19 protein-coding genes and 4 tRNA genes are annotated in these 22,605 nt (G+C 61.2%); 17 read left to right on the top strand and 6 right to left on the bottom strand.

The features are described from left to right. The first annotated feature begins 68 nt into the window (after positions 1-68). The 5 genes from pgsA (at position 69) to NCR98_RS09540 (ending at position 1,917) form a co-directional block, all read left to right on the top strand. The gene (gene pgsA, locus NCR98_RS09560; protein ID WP_244828086.1) at positions 69-665 is read left to right on the top strand and encodes a CDP-diacylglycerol--glycerol-3-phosphate 3-phosphatidyltransferase; all 597 of its coding nucleotides are present in this window, start codon (positions 69-71) and stop codon (positions 663-665) included. 188 nt (positions 666-853) lie between these two features. Then, positions 854-929 (top strand) — tRNA-Gly (locus tag NCR98_RS09555). 103 nt (positions 930-1,032) lie between these two features. Then, positions 1,033-1,108, top strand: a tRNA-Gly gene (locus NCR98_RS09550). Positions 1,109-1,185: 77 nt separating this feature from the next. Then, positions 1,186-1,259, top strand: a tRNA-Cys gene (locus NCR98_RS09545). Positions 1,260-1,431: 172 nt separating this feature from the next. Beyond that, positions 1,432-1,917, top strand: coding sequence for a GNAT family N-acetyltransferase (locus tag NCR98_RS09540; RefSeq protein ID WP_244825782.1), 486 nt, complete (start codon positions 1,432-1,434; stop codon positions 1,915-1,917). 17 nt (positions 1,918-1,934) lie between these two features. Here the strand turns inward: NCR98_RS09540 and NCR98_RS09535 are convergent, their stop codons facing one another. Then, the gene (locus tag NCR98_RS09535) at positions 1,935-2,534 is read right to left on the bottom strand and encodes an SCO family protein (RefSeq protein WP_250526057.1); all 600 of its coding nucleotides are present in this window, start codon (positions 2,532-2,534) and stop codon (positions 1,935-1,937) included. 241 nt (positions 2,535-2,775) lie between these two features. Here NCR98_RS09535 and otsB point away from each other — a divergent pair, with 241 nt between their 5' ends. Then, positions 2,776-3,528: a trehalose-phosphatase gene (otsB, locus tag NCR98_RS09530; protein ID WP_250526056.1), complete on the top strand. Its 753-nt coding sequence runs from the start codon at positions 2,776-2,778 to the stop codon at positions 3,526-3,528. Next, positions 3,525-4,907: an alpha,alpha-trehalose-phosphate synthase (UDP-forming) gene (gene otsA / locus NCR98_RS09525; RefSeq protein WP_250526055.1), complete on the top strand. Its 1,383-nt coding sequence runs from the start codon at positions 3,525-3,527 to the stop codon at positions 4,905-4,907. The genes otsB and otsA overlap by 4 nt, the downstream gene beginning before the upstream one ends. Before the next feature lie 89 nt (positions 4,908-4,996). Here the strand turns inward: otsA and NCR98_RS09520 are convergent, their stop codons facing one another. Further along, positions 4,997-6,820 carry an ABC transporter ATP-binding protein gene (locus tag NCR98_RS09520; RefSeq protein ID WP_244825774.1) on the bottom strand — a complete coding sequence of 608 codons (1,824 nt, stop codon included), beginning with the start codon at positions 6,818-6,820 and terminating at the stop codon, positions 4,997-4,999. Between the two features lie 866 nt (positions 6,821-7,686). Between NCR98_RS09520 and NCR98_RS09515 the strand changes: the two genes are divergently transcribed. The 3 genes from NCR98_RS09515 (at position 7,687) to NCR98_RS09505 (ending at position 10,354) form a co-directional block, all read left to right on the top strand. Next, entirely contained in the window at positions 7,687-8,751 is a 1,065-nt protein-coding gene (locus tag NCR98_RS09515; protein WP_244825773.1) for a glycosyltransferase family 4 protein, read from the top strand. Positions 8,752-8,992: 241 nt separating this feature from the next. Then, complete coding sequence (locus NCR98_RS09510; RefSeq protein ID WP_250526054.1) at positions 8,993-9,829, top strand: hypothetical protein; 837 nt, start codon at positions 8,993-8,995, stop codon at positions 9,827-9,829. A gap of 51 nt (positions 9,830-9,880) precedes the next feature. Continuing rightward, positions 9,881-10,354 (top strand): DUF2214 family protein, encoded by a 474-nt coding sequence (locus NCR98_RS09505; protein WP_244825771.1) that lies wholly within the window; start codon positions 9,881-9,883, stop codon positions 10,352-10,354. Between the two features lie 96 nt (positions 10,355-10,450). Here the strand turns inward: NCR98_RS09505 and NCR98_RS09500 are convergent. From NCR98_RS09500 to NCR98_RS09485, 4 genes are all read right to left on the bottom strand, one after another. After that, positions 10,451-10,525, bottom strand: a tRNA-Val gene (locus tag NCR98_RS09500). Between the two features lie 68 nt (positions 10,526-10,593). Beyond that, the gene (gene dnaQ, locus NCR98_RS09495; protein ID WP_250526053.1) at positions 10,594-11,331 is read right to left on the bottom strand and encodes a DNA polymerase III subunit epsilon; all 738 of its coding nucleotides are present in this window, start codon (positions 11,329-11,331) and stop codon (positions 10,594-10,596) included. Between the two features lie 29 nt (positions 11,332-11,360). After that, complete coding sequence (gene rnhA / locus NCR98_RS09490) at positions 11,361-11,834, bottom strand: ribonuclease HI (RefSeq protein WP_244825767.1); 474 nt, start codon at positions 11,832-11,834, stop codon at positions 11,361-11,363. Continuing rightward, positions 11,834-12,655, bottom strand: coding sequence for a class I SAM-dependent methyltransferase (locus tag NCR98_RS09485; protein WP_250526052.1), 822 nt, complete (start codon positions 12,653-12,655; stop codon positions 11,834-11,836). Before NCR98_RS09485 ends, rnhA begins: the two co-directional genes overlap by 1 nt. Before the next feature lie 17 nt (positions 12,656-12,672). Here NCR98_RS09485 and gloB point away from each other — a divergent pair, with 17 nt between their 5' ends. The 7 genes from gloB to NCR98_RS09450 all read left to right on the top strand — a co-directional run bounded on the left by gloB (position 12,673) and on the right by NCR98_RS09450 (position 22,567). Further along, on the top strand, positions 12,673-13,500 hold the full coding sequence (gene gloB, locus NCR98_RS09480) for a hydroxyacylglutathione hydrolase (RefSeq protein ID WP_250526051.1): 828 nt from the start codon (positions 12,673-12,675) through the stop codon (positions 13,498-13,500). 159 nt (positions 13,501-13,659) lie between these two features. Further along, positions 13,660-15,306: a transglycosylase SLT domain-containing protein gene (locus NCR98_RS09475; protein ID WP_250526050.1), complete on the top strand. Its 1,647-nt coding sequence runs from the start codon at positions 13,660-13,662 to the stop codon at positions 15,304-15,306. 108 nt (positions 15,307-15,414) lie between these two features. Next, complete coding sequence (locus NCR98_RS09470; protein ID WP_250526049.1) at positions 15,415-16,647, top strand: MFS transporter; 1,233 nt, start codon at positions 15,415-15,417, stop codon at positions 16,645-16,647. Positions 16,648-17,009: 362 nt separating this feature from the next. After that, positions 17,010-18,152, top strand: a complete 1,143-nt coding sequence (gene carA, locus NCR98_RS09465; protein ID WP_244825757.1) for a glutamine-hydrolyzing carbamoyl-phosphate synthase small subunit — start codon at positions 17,010-17,012, stop codon at positions 18,150-18,152. A 51-nt stretch (positions 18,153-18,203) separates the two neighbouring features. Continuing rightward, positions 18,204-21,458 carry a carbamoyl-phosphate synthase large subunit gene (gene carB / locus NCR98_RS09460; protein WP_250526048.1) on the top strand — a complete coding sequence of 1,085 codons (3,255 nt, stop codon included), beginning with the start codon at positions 18,204-18,206 and terminating at the stop codon, positions 21,456-21,458. Between the two features lie 117 nt (positions 21,459-21,575). Then, entirely contained in the window at positions 21,576-22,052 is a 477-nt protein-coding gene (greA, locus tag NCR98_RS09455) for a transcription elongation factor GreA (protein WP_244825754.1), read from the top strand. After that, a complete protein-coding gene (locus NCR98_RS09450) occupies positions 22,052-22,567 on the top strand; it encodes a DUF4149 domain-containing protein (RefSeq protein WP_250526047.1) in 516 nt (171 codons plus the stop codon). Before greA ends, NCR98_RS09450 begins: the two co-directional genes overlap by 1 nt. The last annotated feature ends 38 nt before the right edge of the window (positions 22,568-22,605 follow it).

Here is a 22,605-nt window from a genome sequence, read left to right as displayed (position 1 = left end):
CGCCTTGTGAGCGACGGGTCGACGCGGCACAATGGCACCTCCCTTTCATGTGGCTCTCGCTCTCGTCCATGCCGTTCAACTTACCGATTTTCCTGACGTGGCTGCGAATCGTGCTGATTCCGCTCGTCGTGGGCGTGTTCTATTTGCCGGACATGATGTTGAGCCTCGAGCATCGCAATCTGCTCGCCATGGTCATCTTCGTTCTGGCCGCGCTCACCGACTGGTTCGACGGCTTTCTTGCGCGCAAGCTTAATCAGACGTCCGCGTTCGGCGCGTTTCTCGACCCGGTCGCGGACAAACTCATGGTGACGGCCGCTTTGCTCGTGCTCGTGCAGCTCATGCGCTTGAACGCGGTGATCGCGCTCGTGATCGTCGGGCGGGAGATCACGATCTCGGCGCTGCGCGAATGGATGGCGCAGATCGGCGCATCGAAGAGCGTCGCGGTGAATTCGCTGGGGAAGTTCAAGACCGTATGTCAGATGGTCGCCATTCCTATGCTGCTGTTCTATGGGCAGTTGCGCATCCCCGGCGTGCAATGGGTGATCGATACGCGCGTGTGGGGCTTGTGGCTCATCGATGTCGCCGCGTTCCTCACCGTTTGGTCGATGCTGTACTACATGAAACTCGCGTGGCCGCAGATTCGTGAGCGGGGCGGCATGCTGTGAGTTGAGCCGTCCTTGGAGCCGTTCCTCAGTTTGCTAAAAATTGCGTCGAAACACGAAAAGGGCGCGCAAAAACAGTTGACACCTTTTCTTCGCTTCTACATAATCTCGTTTCTGTCGAACACGCAGCGCCAGCAGCAAGGAAGTAAAGAGCTAAAGGCACCGCGAAGACGGCAGAAAGCATCAGCAACGCGGGAGTAGCTCAGTTGGTAGAGCGCAACCTTGCCAAGGTTGAGGTCGCGAGTTCGAGCCTCGTCTCCCGCTCCAGATTCAAGTTTTCGAGGCATGCAGCGCAGCGGTATCAAGCGAAGCGGCAACGAAAGCAGCAGCAAGCAAGTGTAAGCAGTAACGCAGCACGGAAAAGATCAATGCGGGAGTAGCTCAGTTGGTAGAGCGCAACCTTGCCAAGGTTGAGGTCGCGAGTTCGAGCCTCGTCTCCCGCTCCAATCAAAGGGGAAGCAACGCTTCCCTTTTTGTTTGGTGGACTTGCCGGCGTTTCGGCCGGGACCACCACACCGCTTATGGCGCGATAGCAAAGCGGTTATGCAGCGGCCTGCAAAGCCGTTTAGACCGGTTCGACTCCGGTTCGCGCCTCCAAAAAAAAGCCCTGATTCGTCAGGGCTTTTTCTTTTTACAACGTCGGATCTTCGGCGCTTCTGCCGATTCTCGATTGCTGCAAGGAAGCTCCCGATACGCCGCGTGGCGCCGGCGCGGCATAATTGCGGCACTTTCCATTGGCGCAGCATCCGCCGCGCCGCATGCCAAATCCATGACCGACAGACTCTCCGACATTCAGTGGCGCTGGAAGCGCTTCGACGATCTCACGACGACCGAGGTCTACGACATGCTCGCGGCACGCAGCGCGGTCTTCGTCGTCGAGCAAAACTGCGTTTATGGCGATATTGACGGCTACGATGTCGATGCCTGGCATTTGCTCGCCTACGGCGAAGACGAGCAACTCGCAGGCTATCTACGTGTGTTGCTGCCAGGGTTCCCGAAAGAAAGCGAAACCGATGTCCGCATTGGCCGCGTGCTGACGACCGTCAAATTTCGCGGCTTCAAACTCGGTAACGCGATGCTCGAACGCGCGCTCGATCACATCATCGCGCAATGGCCGGATCAGCCGATCAGTCTGCACGCGCAAGCCCACCTGCAGAAGTTTTATGGCGCGTTCGGTTTCGTCGCGTCGTCGGGCGTACATGACGAAGACGGCATTCCGCACGTGTGGATGCGCCGACCCGGCTTCGGCGCATAACGCCTGCGGGCGCGTTCCTACGTACTCTTCCCGTGGATCACGCGTTCGAGATCGGCTGCAATGGCGTCGATGGAATCGCGGTCGGTGGCGAGCAGGCGCGCGTGACCATCGCGATCGAAGATGTACACGGCCGAGCTGTGCGTGACCTCGTAAGCGCCGCTCGGATCGCGCTTCTCCATCTGATACGCCACGCGGTACCGCTGCGCGATGGCTTCGATTTGCCGATCCGAGCCCGTCATGCCCACGGCGTGTTTGCCGTCGAAAGCGCGCACGTAAGTCCGCAGCAACGCGGGCGTGTCGCGCGCGGGATCAACCGAAACGAATACGATGCGCGTCTGGTCCGCGTCAGGCCCCACGCGCGCCAGAACCTGCATGAGACGCGCCATGGTTTCCGGGCACACATCCGGACAATGCGTATAGCCGAAATAGACGAGCGTCGCGCGGCCTTTCAACGATTGGCCCGACACATGCGCGCCGCTGTCATCGACGAGTGAAAAATCGAGATCGGGCAGATGGCCGGAAACATCGGTCAGATGCCACGGCTCGGCAGGACGTGAACAGGCAGCGAGCGCGGTGAGCAGAACAGATACAAGCAGGCGGCGGAAGGGTACGGGCATCGAAAGGTTGCTTTGGACTGTAACGGCTGTATCAAGCCCGCAAAATACACGCCTTTTCATCGGCGTGAGGCGCATGATTTAGCTTTAAGCACATTTTTGAGACAATTTGCCGCGCGCGCCTGCTCTTCCGTAAGCAAGACGCCATGCGATCGTCAATCCGCTCCTTTCCAGACGGAAAGCCTGCGGCAGTAACATGCGATACGCACGCGCCCATCACAGGCAAACCACAGGTCAACGATCGATGCAAATTCTTCCCGATTCCCTGTCTCTTGCCGAGACCGCTTTCTTCTTCGACTTCGACGGCACGCTGGTCGAACTCGCCTCCACGCCGGATGGCATTTTCGTGCCGCGTTCGGTGCCCGACATTCTCGCCGCCTTGCGACGCGCCACCAATAACGCGGTCGCGGTTGTGTCGGGGCGCGGTATCGACAACATCGATTCCTTCTTGCAGATGCCCGATCTGCCCGTCGCCGGCATGCACGGCGCCGAGCGGCGCGATTCGAATGGCGACGTGCAGCGCATTGGTTTCAACGACGAGCGGCTTTTGCGCATGGAGCACGCGCTCGAAGGCGTCGTCAGCGCGAATCCCGGCATGCTGCTCGAAATCAAGGGCGCCGCGCTCGCGCTGCATTATCGCAATGCGCCGGATCGCGAATTGGCCGCGCGTGCGGCCACCGAGCGGCTCGTCGCACAATACGCCGATGCCTACGTGCTTCAGCCCGGCAAGATGGTCTACGAGATCAAGCCGAAGGACGTCGACAAGGGCCGCGCGGTGCGCGCGTACATGAGCGAGCCGCCGTTCACGGGACGCAAGCCCGTCTTCATCGGCGACGATCTTACGGACGAGAAAGGCTTCGCGGTCGTCAACGAATTCGACGGTCTGTCGATCAAAGTCGGTCCCGGCGACACCGTGGCGCGCGCGCGAATCGAATCCGTCGAACTGCTGCTCGACTGGCTGCAAGTGATCGCGGGCACGGCGGGGAAGCACGCGTGAGCCGGCTGATCATCGTTTCGAACCGGGTGGCGCCGATCTCCGAAGGCGGCCCGGCCGCGGGTGGCCTTGCGGTCGGCGTCTACGACGCACTCAAGGAAACCGGCGGCATGTGGTTCGGCTGGAGCGGCGACGTGCTGAACGCGCCGCCCGAAAGCATCAAGCTGGAAGAGCACGGGCCGGTGACGTTCGCGACCATCGGACTTTCGCGGCAAGACTACGATCAGTACTATCGCGGGTTTTCCAACGCGACGTTGTGGCCGGCGTTTCACTATCGGCCGGATCTGATCGAGTTCGACCGCAACGAATACGAAGGCTATTGCCGCGTCAATCGCTGGCTGGCCACGCAACTCGCGCCGCTGCTCAAGCCCGACGACGTGATCTGGGTGCACGACTATCACCTCATTCCGTTTGCGCAGGCGTTGCGGGGGCAGGGCGTTCGAAATCGCATCGGGTTCTTTCTGCATATACCGTTTCCAGCGTCGCAGATTCTGTTGAGCGTGCCGCGTCATCGGAACCTGGTGGAAGCGTTGTGCGACTTCGATCTGCTGGGTTTCCAAACTGAGCCCGATCTGCGCGCGTTTTGCGATTACATCGAAACCGAGGCGGGCGGCACGCTCGCGAAAGATGGCGCGAAGCCGGTCGTGGTCAGCGCGTTTGGCAAGACGGCGCGCGCGGCGGCTTATCCGATTGGCGTCTATCCCGACGAAGTCGCGGCGCTCGCGAAAGACGGCGAGAGCGGCCGCGACGTGCAGATCGTCAAAGCGACGCTGCATCAGCGCAAGCTCGTGATGAGCGTGGATCGGCTGGATTATTCGAAGGGTCTGGTCGAGCGATTTCGGGCGTTCGAGCGCCTGATCGAGCATCGGCCGCAGCAGCGAAACAACGTTTCGTTTTTGCAGATCGCGCCGCCGACGCGCTCGGACGTCGATGCTTATCGCGACATTCGCCTGCAACTCGAAGCGGAGTCGGGGCGCATCAACGGGCGTTACGCCGAGCTGGACTGGACGCCCATTCGCTATATCCATCGGCAATACGAACGGCCGGTGCTCGCGGCGCTGTTCCGCGAGGCGCATGTCGGCCTCGTCACGCCATTGCGCGACGGCATGAATCTGGTGGCAAAGGAATATGTGTCGGCGCAAGACCCGGACGATCCCGGCGTGCTTGTGTTGTCGCAATTCGCTGGCGGTGCGCGTGAGCTGACTGCCGCGCTCATCGTGAATCCGCTCGATATCGACGATATGGCCGATTCACTCGCCACCGCGCTTGCAATGCCGCTCGACGAGCGCCGGGCGCGTTATACGGAGATGATGGCGCAACTGCGCGACAACAACGTTTCGGTGTGGCGGGATAACTTTTTGCGGGACTTGAAGGCGGGGTAGAGCGGCGAACGATCACGCCAAACCAACGCAGATGTAAAAAGCCGCGTTCTCTTCCGGGAAGCGCGACTTTTTAACGTCGTCGTCGAAACTTAGGCCGGCTGCTTATGCGGCGTGGCAACGATGGATGGCAGCTTGCCGTGCTGCTTCGACAGCAACTCGCGATACAACCCCGGCCGGTCGCGCAGTTCTTGCGGCGAGCCATCGTCGATCACCTTGCCGGCGCTCATCACGATGATGCGGTCGAAGTTCTGCAACGTCGACAAACGGTGCGCAATGGCAACCACCGTGCGGCCGACCATCAACCGGTCGAGCGCCTGCTGAATGGCTTCTTCCGATGAACTGTCGAGCGCGGACGTCGCCTCATCGAGCAAGAGAATTGGCGCGTTTTTAAGGATCGCGCGCGCGATCGCGATGCGTTGACGCTGACCGCCCGACAGCTTCACGCCGCGATCGCCGACGATGGTATCGAAGCCTTCTGGCATCGCTTCGATGAAGTCCGTGCAGCGGGCTTCGCGTGCGGCCGCCATGACTTCCTCACGCGTCGCTTCGGGCCGGCCATACGCAATGTTCTCGAACACCGTTCGATGGAACAGCGAAATATCCTGCGGCACGAGCGCAATCGAATGTCGCAGGCTGTCCTGCGTGATGCCGTTGATATCCTGGCCATCGACCTTGATGCTGCCCTTCTGCGTCTCGTAGAAGCGCTGCAGAAGCGCGAGTACGGTTGACTTGCCCGCGCCCGACTTGCCGATCAGACCGACTCGCTGGCCCGGTTCGATATGCAGATGGAAGTTGTCGAGAATCGGACGACGGCGCGGATACGCGAACGTGACGCCATCGAAATCGACGCGGCCGCCCTGTGGCACGAGTTCGGTGGCGTCGGAACGGTCGGGCATGCCATGCGGTTCGAGCAGCGTCTGCACGGCTTCGGCCAGACGCGCGACGTGCTGCGTGACATCCACGAGCGCCACGGCGAGGTCGCGCGTGCCGTGCAGGATCGTGAAACCGAGTGAGCTGACGAGCACGATATCGCCCGAGGTCGCCTGGCCTTTCGACCAAAGCCATAGTGCCCAGCCGAGCAGCCCGGCGGAGAGAATCGCCGTCACGACCGCGTGGAAGAGGCGCAGCTTTTCCAAGTACAAGAGGCTTTGCTGACGCGCGACCATCTCGGCCTTCACCGTCGAGCCGAAACGCTTTTGCTCGTTGAAGGTCATGCCGAACGCGCGCACGAGCGCCATGTTGCCGATCACGTCGACCAGTTCGCCATCCACCGAAGCGGCCTTCGACGCGAAGCTGTGATGCCGCGCCGAACCGCGCTTGGCCAGCCGATACAAAATGAACGCGAGGATCAGCGACGCGCCCATGAGGCAGCACGCCATCAACGGATTCACCGCGACGATCATGATGATCGCGCCCAGCACCGCGATGCACGGCGGCAGGACGTTCCAGGCCATCACGTTTTCGGAGGTGTAGATCGCGTTCGAGGTCGCCGTGATCCGGCTCGCGAGCATGCCGGGCTGTTTCTCGGAGAAGTAAGTCGGCGAATGGCCGCTCAAGTACGAGAACAAGTCCTTGCGCAGGTCGCCCGTCACGATCACGAACACGTGCGCGCCGACCCAGCCGCCGACCCGCCAAAGCAGGTTGTCGGCGGCGATCAGTCCCACCAGGATCATGAACGCGCCCCAGAGCGGACCGGGATGACCCCGGCCCTGACCGAGCACATCGATCAGATGTTTGATCGCGTACTGGGAAGCGAGCGCGCAGCCAACTGCGGCAAACACGCTGAAGAGGACGATGGCATGCGCTACCGGATGCCGGCGTATGTAACGCAGAAGGAACGCCAGCGGGCGATGTGCATAGCTCGCGAGCTTGGCGTTGTGTGCGTTACGTTGAGAGACGGTAAGTTGGTCCAATGGTCTTTTTTCGTCGTAGAGCGGTTGAGCGTGTGTTGCGCTTTCGGATTTCCGGGCGAAAAGCGTTTCGGCGACGCGGCGCCGTCTCCATTGCCTGAATTGTAGCCACTATCGCTCAAGCCTCAGGCGTCAATCGGGCGTTTAATGCTGGGCGGCAGTTTTGCCGCCTCGACATCGTCCGCAGTGGACCGAACCCTAGGCCGAGCGCCACCGCGATTCGAGCGCCTTGCGGCATCGGCGCGCATTGTAAGCACTTTGCGAAACTTTTTGCGATGGAGCAAGCGCTCAAATTAAGCTCGCCTGCCGCAGCCACGCTATACGGGCTCGATTTCAGACCGGTAGTACCGCCAAGCCAAAGCACGTGTCGCGCCAGCGTAGGTTGATGGGTGGTCGAAATAGACTTCGCAGCATCGAGAGCGTGGCGTCGCCCGTGCATCGTTCAAGCGCGTGGGTCCAATGTAGAACAGCCTTAATAAACAGGGGTTTGCAAAATGTTTCCCCCGTGTAACAAGGTAAATAAGTTGAAATGCCTGCCTGCGTGCTCTGTAAAAAGCTCCATAATTCGCTCCGGGTTTTCACTAAGTTTTTTTGACAGCTTTTTGTAGGATGTCGTCAACCTCGAAAGCCGTTACGCGTTTATTGCTGGTGTGCGGATTATTTTGAGACATGGAATCGCTTTTGCTTTGATGCGATCCGTTCGAAGGTCTCGCGCAAAACCCAAGTGACCGGCGACCACGCTTTTCTTTCTCGTGCATCAGCTTTGCAACGCGGTGAATCCACCGCAGCAGCTCCCGCCCGAGCCGAGCGATTCGCCCCTTGTCCACGACTGAAGTACTTAGCCTGATTTTTTATTTGGAGTTTCCGACATGCGAATCGCTCAAATCGCGCCCCTCCACGAGGCTGTTCCGCCGAAGCTCTACGGTGGCACGGAACGCGTGGTGTCTTATCTGACCGAGGCTCTCGTCGAGGCCGGACACGACGTCACGCTCTTCGCGAGCGGTGATTCGCAAACGTCCGCGAAGCTCGAAGCGTTCTGGCCGCAAGCGCTGCGTCTGGACCCGACCATTCGCGACACGATGGCGCCGCACATGCTGCTGCTCGAAGAAGTCCGCCGCCGCGCTGACGAATTCGACGTGCTGCATTTCCATATCGATTATTACCCGTTCTCGCTGTTCGCACGTCAGCCGGTGCCGTTCGTGACGACCATGCACGGTCGTCTCGATCTGCCGGAACTGCAGCCGATCTTCTCGACGTTCAACGACGTGCCGGTTGTCTCCATTTCCGACAATCAGCGTCAGCCGCTGCCGCAAGCAAACTGGCTGTCGACGGTGTATCACGGCCTGCCGGAAAATCTGCTCACGCCGATCCCGAACGTCAAGCCCGGCTACCTGGCGTTTCTTGGCCGCATCTCGCCGGAAAAGCGTGTGGACCGTGCAATCCGTATCGCACAGGCCGCCGGCATGAAGATCAAGATCGCCGCGAAGCTGGACAAGGCCGACCGCGCATACTACGAGGAAGAGATCAAGCCGCTCTTCGCGCTGCCGCATGTCGAATACATCGGTGAAATCAGCGAAGCGGAAAAGACCGAGTTCCTCGGCAACGCGCACGCGCTGCTGTTCCCGATCGACTGGCCGGAGCCCTTCGGTCTCGTCATGATCGAGGCCATGGCGTGTGGCACGCCGGTGATCGCGTTCAACCGCGGCTCGGTGCCGGAAGTGATCGAGAACGGTGTGTCGGGCTTCGTTGTCGAAGACGAACTCTCGGCGATCGCCGCAGTGAAGCGTCTCGACACGCTGTCGCGCGCGAAGGTGCGTGAGGCGTTCGAAACGCGCTTCTCGTCGAAGGTCATGGCCGCGCGCTATGTCGAAAACTACGAGGAACTGCTGCGTCAAAAGCGTCGCACGGTGCTGCGCGAAGTGAACGCAGGCTAAGTTTTCGCACGCTGTTTTCGTATCGAACAACGCCCCGCGCGCCGCAAGGCTCGCGGGGCGTTGTCGCAATGGCACACTTGAATGGCGCATCTGAGCGCTAAGCCGCTTTCGTCCGCGAAACCTCTGAGGAAAATCGTAATCTCCCTATAATGTCCGGGCTTCGTCAAGTGCGAAGCGAAATTGCCGTTAGCGTGGATAGTGCGCGACGGCGTGCATCGAATGAAAGACAGGAGCGCAACTTTTGGCGATACCCAAGCAAATCAGCGCGAGCCCGGCGCCCGGCGCCGGCACGGTATTCGCGCTGCGGGCCATCGGACTCATACTCGCGGCGCGCTGGGCGTTGTCGATGTCGCAAATGGGCTATCTGTCCTCGCTGCGCGCCATGACATCGTCGCCGTGGGCGTGTCTGAATCTCGTGCTGATCTTTTTGCTGATCGCGGTGCCGGGTGCGAAGGCGCGCATCGAGCGGCCGCTGCATCCGTTGCCACAATGGCTGCGGCAGGCGCTGCGCTTCCTTGCGCTCCTCGCGTTTGCCTTCGCGATGTTCTCCGTGGGCGCGTTCGTCTGGGCTTCGGGCTGGCGCCGTTTCGTACACACGCTCGCCGAGACCAACGGCTGGCTAGCGGTCGGCCCGGCGCTCTACGCAGTCGTGATGTGGATATGCCGTCCGCGTGCGCTCTGGCGTACCAATATCGCGGCGCGGCGCTTTGCCATCGGCCGCTTTGCAATCTCGCTCGATCCCGTCACGCGCACCGCGATGGTCTGGGCGGAAAGCCGCAAGCTCGGTCAGTACGATGCGCGGGAGTTGTCGGTGAAGTGGCCCGCGCCCGTCGCCGACGAAGCCGCGCAAATCTCGATTCTTGCGCCATCGACGGAACCGGCCGCGCCGGCATCGACGATCCATCGCAATGGCACACTCAGGAAGAGTTGGTTCGCGCGCCGTCCGAAGGTCGAGCTGTTGTGGGATTCGCCGGCAGCGGCAGGGCACAATCGCAAGACGGTATTTCGCGCGCCGTTGGCGAGCGTCGGCGACCGCAACGCGGCGCGCGCACTCGACACGACCTTGCGGCAAGTCTGACGAGGTCGCCGGCAACGCAGAATTTGCTTCTCGTTTTCGATGGAGGAAAGGATGCTGATACGCTGGTTGCTCGCTGCGCTTCACTTGCTTGGTTTCGGTTTCGCCTTGGGCGCCGTGCTCGCGCGTGCGCGCGCCTTGCGGCGGCTCGATGTCGCGCAGTCGGTGCAGGCGAACGATGTGCGTCTGCGCGATGTGTTCCGCTCCGATTCCGTGTGGGGCATCACTGCAATCGTGCTGATCGTCACCGGGCTGATGCGCGCGTTTGGCGGCTTCGAGAAAGGCGGCTCGTACTATTTGCACGAGCCGCTTTTTCATCTGAAGATGACCGCGCTCGTGCTGATCTTGCTGATCGAAGTTTCACCGATGCTCGCGTTGATACGCTGGCGCGTGACGCTCGCGCAGGGCGGACCGATCGATCTCACGCGCGCCCGGCGCTTTGCGTGGATGAGCGATCTGGAAGCGGCGCTGGTGATCGTGATGGTGATTGCCGCAAGCGGAATGGCGCGCGGCGTGTGGGCGTCTTAGCTTCGGCTGGCGAAGCGCGTGGACGAAAAAAAACGGCGCCCGAAGGCGCCGTTTTTTATGGCATTCAGTTCAGACTTCAACTGCTTGCCTCTGTCGTGGTGGGTAGTACTGGGATCGAACCAGTGACCCCTGCCGTGTGAAGGCAGTGCTCTACCGCTGAGCTAACCACCCGAAGAGATTGAGATTATGTCAGGACGTTCTCGATTCGTAAAGCTCTTCTTTGAACAAATTCGAAAAAATCAGGCGGCGAGCGTATCGCTTTCCGCGGGCGCGGGTTCCGTGCGCCACACGCTCGTGCCTTTGATCGCTCGGTCGAGGTCGGAGAGCACGGCTTCATGCGCCGCGAGCTCGTCCGCGCTTGCCGCGATGACCGTGAGATCGAGGTCGTCGAGCGCGATACGCGGCGTGCCTGTCGTGCCTTGCGCGGGCTGATCGCCGAGCATGTCGATGACGAGGCTTTCCTGACCGCGCGTCATCGCCAAATAGACTTCGGCGAGCAGCTCGGAGTCGAGCAATGCGCCATGCAGCGTGCGGTGCGCGTTGCTGATGCCGAAGCGGTCGCAGAGCGCATCGAGCGAGTTCCGTTTGCCGGGGAACATCTGCTTGGCTTGCGCGAGCGAGTCGATCACGCCGGCGCACATCGTCGACACTTTTGGCAAGCCGAGTAGCGCGAACTCCATGTCGAGAAAGCCGACGTCGAACGGCGCGTTATGAATGATCAACTCCGCGCCGCTGATGAAGTCGCGCAACTGCGCGGCAATCTCAGTGAACTTCGGTTTGTCGCGCAGGAACTCCGTCGTCAGGCCGTGCACCGCGAGCGCGCCCGGGTCGCTGTCACGTTCGGGGTTCACGTACAAATGCAGGTTGTTACCGGTAAGCCTGCGATTGACCAGTTCGACGCAGCCGATTTCGATGATCCGGTCGCCCGTGCGAGCGTTCAGGCCGGTGGTTTCGGTGTCCAGTATCAGTTGGCGCATGAGATGTGTGTCGTTGGTTCGTGCATGTTTCAGCTATCGGCGAGCGAGCTCACGCCGCGATTGGCGAGCGCATCGGCGCGTTCGTTTTCGGGATGCCCGGCGTGCCCCTTGACCCAGCGCCATTCAATCTGATGTTGCGCGACGAGGGCATCCAGCCGCTTCCACAAATCGGCGTTCTTGACGGGCGTCTTCGCCGCCGTCATCCAGTTCTTCTTCTTCCAGCCGTGAATCCATTCGCTGATGCCTTTCTGCACGTATTGCGAGTCGGTATGGATCACGGCCTGACAGGGCCGCTTCAAGGCTTCGAGCGCGGCGATCACCGCCATCAGTTCCATGCGGTTGTTGGTGGTCGCGGCTTCGCCGCCGAACAGTTCCTTTTCGAGCGAGCCGAAGCGGAGCAGGGCGCCCCAGCCGCCGGGGCCCGGATTGCCCTTGCACGCGCCGTCCGTGTAAATGTCGATGATTTTGTTCGATGCGTTCGTCGATGCGGATTCGTCAGTCATCAATGCTCGTTGCGAGTGTGCGGTGCGGCGACTGGTGCAAGGCCAGGCGCGAGCGCGGGTTTCTTCAATTTGCGCGGGCCGATGAGCCGCATGCCGCGCACGCGCTTCACCGCCGTGATCATGTACGCCGCGCCGAAGATGGGCCACCAGCGGTCGCCGGCGGGTTCCATGAATTGATAGCGTTGCAGCCACTTGTCCGTGACGAGCGGGGGACGATAGCAGCCGAAGCGTCCGCGTTCAAGGTCGAATCCAAGCAATTTGATCCAGTCCTTGATGCGCGTGAACGCGATCATCTCGTGCGCCGCCGGCACGAACGGCCGTCTCGTGACCTTGCCGAACGACTGGCGCGCGCCCCACAGACTCAAGGAGTTGAAGCCAAGGATGATGAGCTGGCCTTCAGGCACGAGCACGCGCTCGGCTTCACGCAGAAGCCTGTGCGGATCGCGCGAAAATTCGAGCGTATGCGGCAGCACGAGCAAATCGACGCTCTGCGCTTCGAAAGGCAAGTCGAGCAAATCGCACCAGACCGTGGCGCGGCCTTCTGGCGCGCTCGCGGCAGGCAACGGACTCACGCTGCGCGAGGCCGCTTGCGGCATCGTGTAGGGCGCGCTCGCGCCGCTTTCCGCGTCGAGCACGAGCCCGCGGCCGGTCATGCGATTTTCGCGCAGCGCGTCGAGTTGCGGCATGCCAAGCTGAAGCGCGTGATAGCCGAAGATGTCGGATACCACGCGATCGAGCTGCGCTTGTTCCCACTCGAGCACATAGCGTCCGGGTGCGGAGCTTGTCCAGGCGGGCCAGTCTATAATCACTCGGTCTGACATGTTCGGGTTGCCGCTAGATGATCGCTATGGATTCGCATGCTAAGGGTTCGCTCGAATACGTTCCGGTTCCGGCGTTCGAGGACAACTACATCTGGCTCGTGTCGGACTCGCGCGACGCGGTCGTGATCGATCCGGGCGACGCCGCGCCCGTCGAGGCGTATCTCGCCGAACGCGGTTGGCGGCTGACCGCTATTTTACTCACGCACCATCATCAAGACCACGTCGGCGGCGTCAAAGCACTGCTCGATAGCCGAACGGCAGAGGGTGGCGTGCCGGTCTACGGACCGGCCGGCGAGCGCATCGAGCATTTGACTGCGCGCCTATCCGAAGGCGATATCGTGCGCGTGGACCAGCCTGCCCTGGAGTTTCGCGTCCTCGATGTACCTGGCCATACGGCCGGTCACATCGCGTACTTTCAGGCACATGACCCGCGTGGCACACCGCATCTCTTTTGCGGCGACACGCTTTTTGCAAGCGGCTGTGGCCGGCTTTTCGAGGGCACGCCACAGCAGATGCTCGCCTCGCTCGATTCGCTCGCCTCGCTGCCTGACGATACGCTAGTGCACTGCGCCCACGAATACACGCTTTCGAACATCCGCTTTGCGCGCGCATGCGAACCGGATAACGCGGCGCTTGCCCGCTGGAACGACGACGCCATCGCGTTGCGAGCGGCCGGCAAGCCCACGCTGCCGACGACTATCGGCCACGAGAAGTGCGTCAACCCCTTTCTGCGCGTGGACGACAAGGCCATTCAGGCAACACTTTCCACTCAGTTCGGACAGCCGATTTCCGACCGCCTCGACGCGTTTCGCGTGATGCGCGGCTGGAAGGATAAGTTCCGCTGACGTCTCATAATTAGGGCGAACTTAATCCGAAACTTTGGAAACGCCGATAGATGCAGGATTTTGCAGGGGAATTACGTGCATTCTTATTGACGTTGCAAGTGCGGTTCCGTACCATCGGCTTCAAATTTCCAAGCGTCTTCTTTGGAAGCCGGAACGTTCATGCGACTAACACTTAGTGCGCTATCCGTCCTGACACTGGCCGCGTGTGCCAGTCAAGGTCCGACAGCGCTCACCTCCAATACCACAGCAACACCCACCGAAGCCTCGCAGCAAAAGGTCGCGGACACCATTCGCCGCACTGCCGCAGCCAAGGAAACCATTGACGTCGACAAGACGCCTGTCACTTCGCTCGTCGGGTCGTCGGACCTGTGGAACCGCATTCGCGCGGGCTTCCAGATTCCGGATCTCCAAACCGACCTGGTCGACATGCAGGTCAACTGGTACGCGCAGCGCCCAGAGTATGTGGAGCGCATGACTGCGCGCTCGCAGAAGTACCTGTATCACATCGTCGAAGAACTCGAAGCACGTCATATGCCGACGGAACTGGCGCTTCTGCCGTTCATCGAGTCGGCGTATAACCCGCAGGCGCTGTCGGTCGCGAAGGCCGCTGGCATGTGGCAGTTCGTGCCGGGCACTGGCCGCGACTACAACCTCAAGCAAAACATGTGGCAGGACGAGCGCCGTGACGTGCTGGCATCGACCAGCGCCGCGCTCGACTATCTCTCGCGTCTGCATGACATGTTCGGCGACTGGCATCTCGCGCTCGCCGCATACAACTGGGGTGAGGGCAATGTGCAGCGCGCCATCGCGCGCAACGAAGCCGCAGGTTTACCGACGGACTACGAAAGCCTGCGCATGCCCAACGAGACGCGCAATTACGTGCCGAAGCTGCAGGCGGTCAAGAATATCGTCAGCAACCCGCAGCAATATGGCCTTGCGCTGCCCGACATTCCGAATCACCCGTATTTCGTGACGGTCACGACCGCGCGCGACATCGACGTGACCATGGCCGCGAAGTTGGCCAGCATGAGTGTCGAGGAATTCCGCTCGCTGAATCCGTCGTTCTCGAAGCCGGTCATTCTCGGCGCGACCAATCCGCAGATCTTGCTGCCGTTCGACAACGCAGCGACGTTCCAGCGCAATCTGAGTTCGTACACGGGCGCGCTGTCGTCCTGGACGACCTACACGGTGTCCGAGCGTGCGCGTCCGGCCGCTATTGCCGAGAAGATCGGCGTGGATGCGGACACGCTCATGTCGGTGAACCATATTCCGGCTGGCATGCGTCTGAAGCCGGGCTCGACCATCGTCGTGCCGCGTAATGACGACGACGACGAGGACATCAGCGCCGATGTCGCCTCGAACGCCATGCTGGCCGTCGAACGCGACGTGCCCGACACGCGCAAGATGGCCATCCGCGTGCGCCGCAAACAGTCCATCGAGACGCTGGCGGATCGCTACAACGTGTCGGTCGGGCAGATCAGGGCCTGGAACCGCACGCATCGCGAAGTCTTCATGCCGGGGCAAGTCGTTGTTCTGCATGTGCCGTATGGCAAGGCAGTGCCGGCCGAGCCGGGTCCGGTTCGTCTGGAAACCGTTTCGGCGTCGAGCCGTTCGTCGGGCGGCGTGACGAAGATCGGTACGCGCGCTCCGGTTGCCAAGAGCGCATCGGCGAAGGCCACGACGCATTCGGCGACGAAATACACGAAGGTTTCGAGTTCCAGCAAGTCCTACGCAGCGAAGCCGGCCGTCGCCAAAACAGCCACACCCGCCAAACGGGCTACCACGAAGAAGACCACGAAACACTAAACATCGCGCTTCTCGGTTTATTCCACGCCGTCACCAAGGTGACGGCGTTTTCTTTTGGTGCGCCAGTTAAACTGGCATTTCAAAAAAACAATGAAGCGCTCGTATCGCATGTCGTCCTCAGTTCGTCTTCGCGTCTTTTTCCTGTTCGCCGCCGGCTATTTCGTCTCGTACTTGTTCCGGGGCGTGAATCTCGGCTTCGCGCCGCTGATCACGCACGACCTCGGTTTGTCGGCGGCAGACCTGGGTCTGCTGACTTCGCTTTACTTCATAGGCTTTGCGCTCGCGCAGATTCCGGTCGGCGTGCTGCTCGATCACTTCGGGCCGCGCACGGTGACGGCCGGCATGCTGGTTTTCGCGGCGGTTGGAATCTGGGTTTTCGGGGCGTCGCAAGGATTGGCCGGGCTGATGGTGGGGCGGCTTTTGATCGGCGTCGGTGTTTCGGTCTGTCTGAGCGCAGCGTTCAAGGCGTCGGCGCAGCATTTCCCTGTCGCGCGACTGCCGCTCGTCAATGGCTTCACGATGGCCATTGGCGGTCTCGGCGGCGTCGCGGTCGGCTCGCCGCTCGCATCGCTTCTGCAGGTTGCCAACTGGCGGCAAGTTTGCGTCGGACTCGGCGTGTTCACGCTGATCGTGTCCGCAGCCATTCTGCTGTTTGCACCGCGCAAGAGCGACGCGCGCCATCAGGCCGACATCGTCACACAGTTCAAAGGCACCTGGCACATCTTGAAGAGCGGCGCGTTCTGGAAGATCGCGTCGTTTTCCGTCGTCACGCAGGGCGTGTTTTACGCGATGCAATCCCTGTGGATCAAGCCCTATCTCCTCGACGTGATGGACCTCACGCCTGCCCACGCCTCCGCGCTCGTCTCGGTGCTCGGCCTCGCGATGATGTTCGGCAGCGTCGGCTTCGGCGCGGCGGCGCGCGGTATCGAGCGGCGCGGCATATCGGTCTATGCGTTCTGCGGCGGCGGCATGGTGCTGTTCGTCATCACGCAAATTCTCATGGTGCTGCGCGCGCCGTTGCCGCCGGCGGTGCTGCTCGCGGCGTATGGCATTTTCGGCGGCACGGGCATTCTGAGTTACGCGATCATGGCGGAATACTTCCCGTCGCACATAATTGGCCGCACCAATACGACTCTCACGCTCGTCATTTTCTTGCTCATCTTTGGTTTTCAGGTCGGGGTCGGCGCCGCGCTGTCGTTTTGGCCGTCCGTGGGCGGGCGTTATCCCGTGTCGGCGCATCTCACCGTATGGATTTCGCTCATCGCGCTGCAGGTGGCAAGCGCCGTCTGGTATGTGTGGCCGAGCGCCACGCTCGATAAGGGCAAGCAGGCCGTGCACTGAAGTCGGGCGCGCCGCGTCGTGCGAAAGGCGCGTGGAACAAGCAGACCATTCCCAAATTTGGCTAAAAGACCGCATTCAAGCTATAATTCGAAGGTTTGAGCATATCAACCCGCACCCTAGCGCCTACCCCCATTCACCGTCGTTCGCTGCGCCTTGCAGTGCGCGCCGCACGCCGCCGATCGCCTGCTTCGTTATCCCGTTGGGTCCACCCAGCGCGTTGATCCAAGCCGCGACGCGCGCCTGACGAGCCGCCGCTGACAAAAGCGCAAAGGATATCCCCGTTCATCGCAATGAACGCCGGGAACCAAGCCTGAATTTCGGACAGACAGGTCGGTAACAGGGTGTCCCCCAAGGAGCCTTCCGTGTTGCCGTCATTCTCCCCAGCACTACTCGCACTTGCCGACGGCACGGTCTTTCGTGGTCAATCGATCGGTGCAACCGGTTCGACGATCGGCGAAGTCGTATTCAACACCGCCATCACCGGTTATCAGGAAATCCTGACCGATCCGAGCTACGCCCGCCAGATCGTCACGCTGACCTATCCGCACATCGGCAACGTCGGCGTGAACGCCGAAGATGTCGAAGCCACGAAAGTCCATGCCGCCGGTCTCATCATTCGCGACCTGCCGGTGCTCGCATCCAACTTCCGTTCCGAGCAGTCGCTTTCCGACTATTTGAAGGCCCAAGGCGTCGTCGCGATTTCAGACATCGACACGCGCAAGCTCACGCGAATTCTGCGCGACAAAGGTGCGCAGAACGGCTGCATTCTCGCGGGCAGCGACGACGAAGCAAAGGCGCTCGAACTCGCGCGCTCGTTTCCCGGCCTCGCGGGCATGGATCTGGCAAAAGTCGTGTCGACCGACAAGTCCTATGACTGGACGCAGACCGAATGGCGACTCGGCAGCGGCTACGGCACGCAGGAAGCCCCGAAGTTTCGCGTCGTCGCGTTCGATTACGGCGTGAAGTACAACATTCTGCGCATGCTCGCCGAGCGCGGTTGCCAGGTCACCGTGCTGCCGGCCCAAGCGAGCGCGGCTGACGCACTCGCGCTCAATCCGGATGGCGTCTTCCTCTCGAACGGCCCCGGCGACCCGGAACCGTGCGACTACGCCATCGCGGCCACGCGTGAATTCATCGCGCGCGGCATTCCGACCTTCGGCATCTGTCTAGGACACCAGATCATGGGCCTCGCGGTCGGCGCGAAAACCATGAAGATGAAGACCGGCCACCACGGCGCGAATCATCCGGTGAAAGACCTGGAAGACGGCCGCGTGGTCATCACGTCGCAGAACCACGGTTTCGCGGTCGATGCCGACACGCTGCCCGCCAACGCAAAGGTCACGCACGTATCGCTTTTCGACGGCACGCTGCAGGGCTTCGCGCTCACCGACAAGCCCGCGTTCTGCTTCCAGGGTCATCCAGAAGCGTCGCCCGGCCCGCACGACATTGCATATCTGTTCGACCGCTTCATCAAGCTGATGGAGACGCAGAAGGTCACTGCCTGACAGTCGAGAGCACAGAACGGAACACCGCAACACAAAACATCGAGAGCAGTTATGCCGAAGCGCACAGACATCAAGAGCATCCTCATCATCGGCGCGGGTCCGATCATCATCGGCCAGGCGTGCGAGTTCGATTATTCGGGCGCGCAGGCTTGCAAGGCGTTGCGTGAGGAAGGCTACAAGGTCATCCTCGTCAACAGCAATCCCGCGACGATCATGACCGACCCGAACACGGCCGACGTCACTTACATCGAGCCGATCTCGTGGGAAGTGGTCGAGCGCATCATCGCGAAGGAGCGGCCGGACGCGATCTTGCCGACCATGGGCGGACAGACCGCGCTCAATTGCGCGCTCGATCTGTTCCATCACGGCGTGCTGGAAAAGTACGACGTCGAGCTGATCGGCGCATCGCCGGAAGCCATCGACAAGGCCGAAGACCGCCAGAAGTTCAAGGACGCGATGACCAAGATCGGTCTCGGTTCAGCCAAGTCTGGAATTGCGCATTCCATGGAAGAAGCGCTGACCGTGCAGGCGCAAATCGCCGAGGCCACCGGCAGCGGCGGCTATCCGACCGTGATTCGCCCGTCGTTCACGCTGGGCGGTTCGGGCGGCGGCATCGCGTATAACAAGGAAGAGTTCGAGGAAATTTGCCGGCGCGGTCTCGATCTTTCGCCGACGCGCGAACTGCTGATAGAAGAATCGCTTCTCGGCTGGAAAGAGTACGAGATGGAAGTTGTCCGCGACAAGAAGGACAACTGCATCATCGTGTGTTCGATCGAAAACCTCGATCCCATGGGCGTGCATACCGGCGACTCGATCACCGTCGCGCCCGCGCAGACGCTGACCGACAAGGAGTATCAGGTTCTGCGTAACGCGTCGCTTGCCGTGTTGCGCGAAATCGGCGTCGACACAGGCGGCTCGAACGTGCAGTTCGCGATCAACCCCGACGACGGCCGCATGGTCGTGATCGAGATGAACCCGCGCGTGTCGCGCTCGTCCGCGCTGGCATCGAAGGCAACGGGCTTTCCTATCGCCAAGGTCGCGGCCAAACTCGCGTGCGGCTATACGCTCGACGAGTTGAAGAACGAGATCACAGGCGGTCAGACGCCGGCGTCGTTCGAGCCGACCATCGACTATGTCGTGACGAAGGTGCCGCGTTTCGCGTTCGAGAAATTCCGCGAAGCCGACTCGCGCCTGACCACGCAGATGAAGTCCGTCGGCGAAGTCATGGCAATGGGCCGCACGTTTCAGGAATCGTTCCAGAAGGCGCTGCGCGGTCTCGAAGTGGGCGTCGACGGTCTGGACGAAAAGACCACGAGCCGCGACGAAGCCATCCGCGAAATCGGCGAGCCGGGACCGGACCGTATCTGGTATCTCGGCGACGCGTTCCGCCTTGGTCTGACGGCTCGGGAAATCTTCGAGGAAACGTCGATCGACCCGTGGTTCCTCGCGCAGATCGAGCAGATCATCTTGAAGGAGAAGGCGCTCGAAGGCCGCACGATCGAAAGCCTCAGCAAGGACGAATTGCTGTATCTGAAGAAGAGCGGTTTTTCCGACCGGCGTCTCGCGAAGCTCACCGGTTCGAAGCAGGAAGACGTGCGCCGCCGTCGTCACGAGTTGAAGGTGCGGCCGGTTTATAAGCGCGTCGATACTTGCGCGGCCGAGTTCGCGACCAAGACGGCGTACATGTATTCGACCTACGAGGACGAGTGCGAAGCGAATCCGACCGACAAGAAGAAGATCATGGTTCTCGGCGGCGGCCCGAACCGGATCGGGCAGGGCATCGAATTCGACTATTGCTGCGTGCACGCCGCGCTCGCCATGCGCGAAGATGGTTACGAAACCATCATGGTCAACTGCAATCCTGAAACGGTTTCGACCGACTACGACACGTCGGATCGTCTGTACTTCGAATCGCTGACGCTTGAAGACGTGCTCGAAATCGTCGAGCTGGAAAAGCCGGTCGGCGTGATCGTGCAATATGGCGGCCAGACGCCGCTCAAACTCGCGCTCGACCTCGAAGCGAACGGCGTGCCGATCATCGGTACGTCGCCGGACATGATCGATGCCGCCGAGGATCGCGAGCGGTTCCAGCAATTGCTGAAAGATCTGAATCTGCGCCAGCCGCCGAATCGCACCGCGCGCGCCGAAGACGAAGCACTCAGGCTCGCGGAAGAAATCGGTTACCCGCTGGTCGTGCGTCCGTCTTATGTGCTGGGTGGCCGCGCAATGGAAATCGTCCACGAGCCGCGCGATCTCGAACGCTACATGCGCGAGGCCGTGAAGGTATCGAACGACTCGCCGGTGTTGCTCGACCGCTTCCTGAACGACGCGATCGAATGCGATGTGGACTGTATCTCCGATGGCGACGACGTTTTCATTGGCGGCGTGATGGAGCATATCGAACAGGCGGGCGTGCATTCCGGCGACTCGGCTTGCTCGCTGCCGCCTTATTCGCTGGCGCAAGACACCATCGACGAACTGAAGCGGCAAACCGCCGCCATGGCGAAGGCGCTGAACGTGGTTGGCCTGATGAACGTGCAGTTCGCCATCCAGCAAGTTCCGCAAGAAGATGGCTCGAAGAAGGATGTCATCTACGTGCTGGAAGTGAACCCGCGTGCATCGCGCACGGTGCCGTATGTGTCGAAGGCGACGGGCCTGCCGCTCGCGAAAATCGCGGCGCGTGCAATGGTCGGGCAGAAGCTCAAGCAGCAAGGAGTGACGAAGGAAGTGATTCCGCCGTACTTCAGCGTGAAGGAAGCGGTGTTCCCGTTCGTCAAGTTCCCGGCGGTCGATCCCGTGCTCGGGCCCGAGATGCGTTCGACGGGCGAGGTGATGGGCGTGGGCCGCACCTTCGGCGAAGCGCTTTTCAAGTCGCAACTCGCGGCGGGTTCGCGTCTGCCGGAATCCGGCACGGTGCTTCTGACCGTGATGGATGCCGACAAGCCGAAGGCCGTCGAAGTCGCGCGCATGCTGCATGAACTCGGCTACCCGATCGTCGCGACCAAGGGGACGGCTGCGGCCATCGCGGCGGCGGGTGTGCCCGTGAAGGTCGTGAACAAGGTGAAGGACGGGCGTCCGCATATCGTCGACATGATCAAGAACGGCGAAATCGCGCTGGTCTTCACCACCGTCGATGAAACGCGCGCGGCCATCGCTGATTCGCGTTCCATCCGTATGAGCGCGCAGGCCAACAAGGTCACGTACTACACGACGATGTCCGGCGCGCGCGCGGCGGTCGAAGGTCTGCGTTATCTGCGCGATTTGGAAGTCTATGATTTACAAGGCCTCCACGCTCGCCTAAACTAAGGCTTCGATTACCGGTCCAAGTATCACGAGCCGCGGTTAAGCGGCGTCTTCTCGTTCTGGGGAGATGCGCTTAACCGCGGTAATTTTTTTACGGCTGTTTTTGTTTGTGGATTGTCTATGAGCACGATTCCCTTGACGAAGCGCGGCGCGGAGTTGCTGCGCGACGAATTGCAACGCCTGAAGGCTGTCGAGCGTCCCGCGGTCATCAACTCGATCGCGGAAGCACGCGCGCAGGGCGATCTGTCGGAAAACGCGGAGTACGATGCCGCGAAAGAAAAGCAGGGCTTTATCGAGGGCCGCATTGCGGATCTCGAATCGAAGCTTGCCGCCGCGCAAGTGATCGACCCGAAAACGGTCGAAGCGGAAGGCCGCGTGGTGTTCGGCGCGACGGTCGAACTGGAAGATCTCGAGTCGAGTCATAAGGTGACGTATCAGATCGTCGGCGACGACGAAGCCGACATCGACCACGGTCTCATCTCCGTCAGCTCGCCCATTGCGCGCGCGCTGATCGGCAAGACGGAGGGCGACGTCGCCTCGGTGCAGGCCCCGAGCGGCGCGCGTGAGTACGAAATCATCGCTGTTCGATACGTCTGATGGAGCATCGACTCTTTCGCACGGTGACGATGATTTGGGTCGGCAGCTTGCTGACCCTCGGTCTCGTCGCCGCGCCCGTGCTCGTTTCGGTGCTCGACCGTACGTCGGCGGGATCGGTGGCGGCGCAGCTCTTTCGCATCGAAGCGTATATCGGCGTGGTCAGCGCGCTGATTCTGATCTTGATCGGCAATCGCTTCGTGAAGAGCGGCATCGTCGACTACAAGCGCGTGCGGTGGCTCGTCGCGGTCATGCTGGTGTGCGTGCTCGTCGGATACTTCGCATTGCAGCCGTTCATGAATTCGCTGCGCATCTCGGCGCAGGAAGCAGGGATGGAACTCGCGAATTCGCCTTATGCGAAGGAGTTCGGCGTTCTGCATGGCATTTCGAGCGCGATTTATTTGATCGAATGCCTGTGCGGTATTGCGCTCGTGTGGCGTTTGCCCGGTGCGGCGCCTGTCAAGATCGTGCCGAAGGGCAAGTCCGCGAAGGTCGCGGCCAAGCGCGCGCGTAGCTGAAGAGTATGCTGCGAGAGACGGCGCGGACGTTTTGAATC

This window comes from Caballeronia sp. GAWG2-1 (assembly GCF_023631405.1).
GTDB lineage: Bacteria > Pseudomonadota > Gammaproteobacteria > Burkholderiales > Burkholderiaceae > Caballeronia.
Note: the sequence above shows the minus strand (reverse complement) of the source record. Positions and strands in the feature narration are given on the sequence as shown.

Bases quoted from the DNA above. Each gene is read 5' to 3' on its own strand.
- pgsA (WP_244828086.1), top strand. From the start codon at position 69: ATGCCGTTCAACTTACCGATTTTCCTGACGTGGCTGCGAATCGTGCTG.
- NCR98_RS09540 (WP_244825782.1), top strand. From the start codon at position 1,432: ATGACCGACAGACTCTCCGACATTCAGTGGCGCTGGAAGCGCTTCGAC.
- NCR98_RS09535 (WP_250526057.1), bottom strand. From the start codon at position 2,534: ATGCCCGTACCCTTCCGCCGCCTGCTTGTATCTGTTCTGCTCACCGCG.
- otsB (WP_250526056.1), top strand. From the start codon at position 2,776: ATGCAAATTCTTCCCGATTCCCTGTCTCTTGCCGAGACCGCTTTCTTC.
- NCR98_RS09515 (WP_244825773.1), top strand. From the start codon at position 7,687: ATGCGAATCGCTCAAATCGCGCCCCTCCACGAGGCTGTTCCGCCGAAG.
- NCR98_RS09505 (WP_244825771.1), top strand. From the start codon at position 9,881: ATGCTGATACGCTGGTTGCTCGCTGCGCTTCACTTGCTTGGTTTCGGT.
- dnaQ (WP_250526053.1), bottom strand. From the start codon at position 11,331: ATGCGCCAACTGATACTGGACACCGAAACCACCGGCCTGAACGCTCGC.
- rnhA (WP_244825767.1), bottom strand. From the start codon at position 11,834: ATGACTGACGAATCCGCATCGACGAACGCATCGAACAAAATCATCGAC.
- NCR98_RS09485 (WP_250526052.1), bottom strand. From the start codon at position 12,655: ATGTCAGACCGAGTGATTATAGACTGGCCCGCCTGGACAAGCTCCGCA.
- gloB (WP_250526051.1), top strand. From the start codon at position 12,673: ATGATCGCTATGGATTCGCATGCTAAGGGTTCGCTCGAATACGTTCCG.
- NCR98_RS09475 (WP_250526050.1), top strand. From the start codon at position 13,660: ATGCGACTAACACTTAGTGCGCTATCCGTCCTGACACTGGCCGCGTGT.
- NCR98_RS09470 (WP_250526049.1), top strand. From the start codon at position 15,415: ATGTCGTCCTCAGTTCGTCTTCGCGTCTTTTTCCTGTTCGCCGCCGGC.
- carB (WP_250526048.1), top strand. From the start codon at position 18,204: ATGCCGAAGCGCACAGACATCAAGAGCATCCTCATCATCGGCGCGGGT.
- greA (WP_244825754.1), top strand. From the start codon at position 21,576: ATGAGCACGATTCCCTTGACGAAGCGCGGCGCGGAGTTGCTGCGCGAC.
- NCR98_RS09450 (WP_250526047.1), top strand. From the start codon at position 22,052: ATGGAGCATCGACTCTTTCGCACGGTGACGATGATTTGGGTCGGCAGC.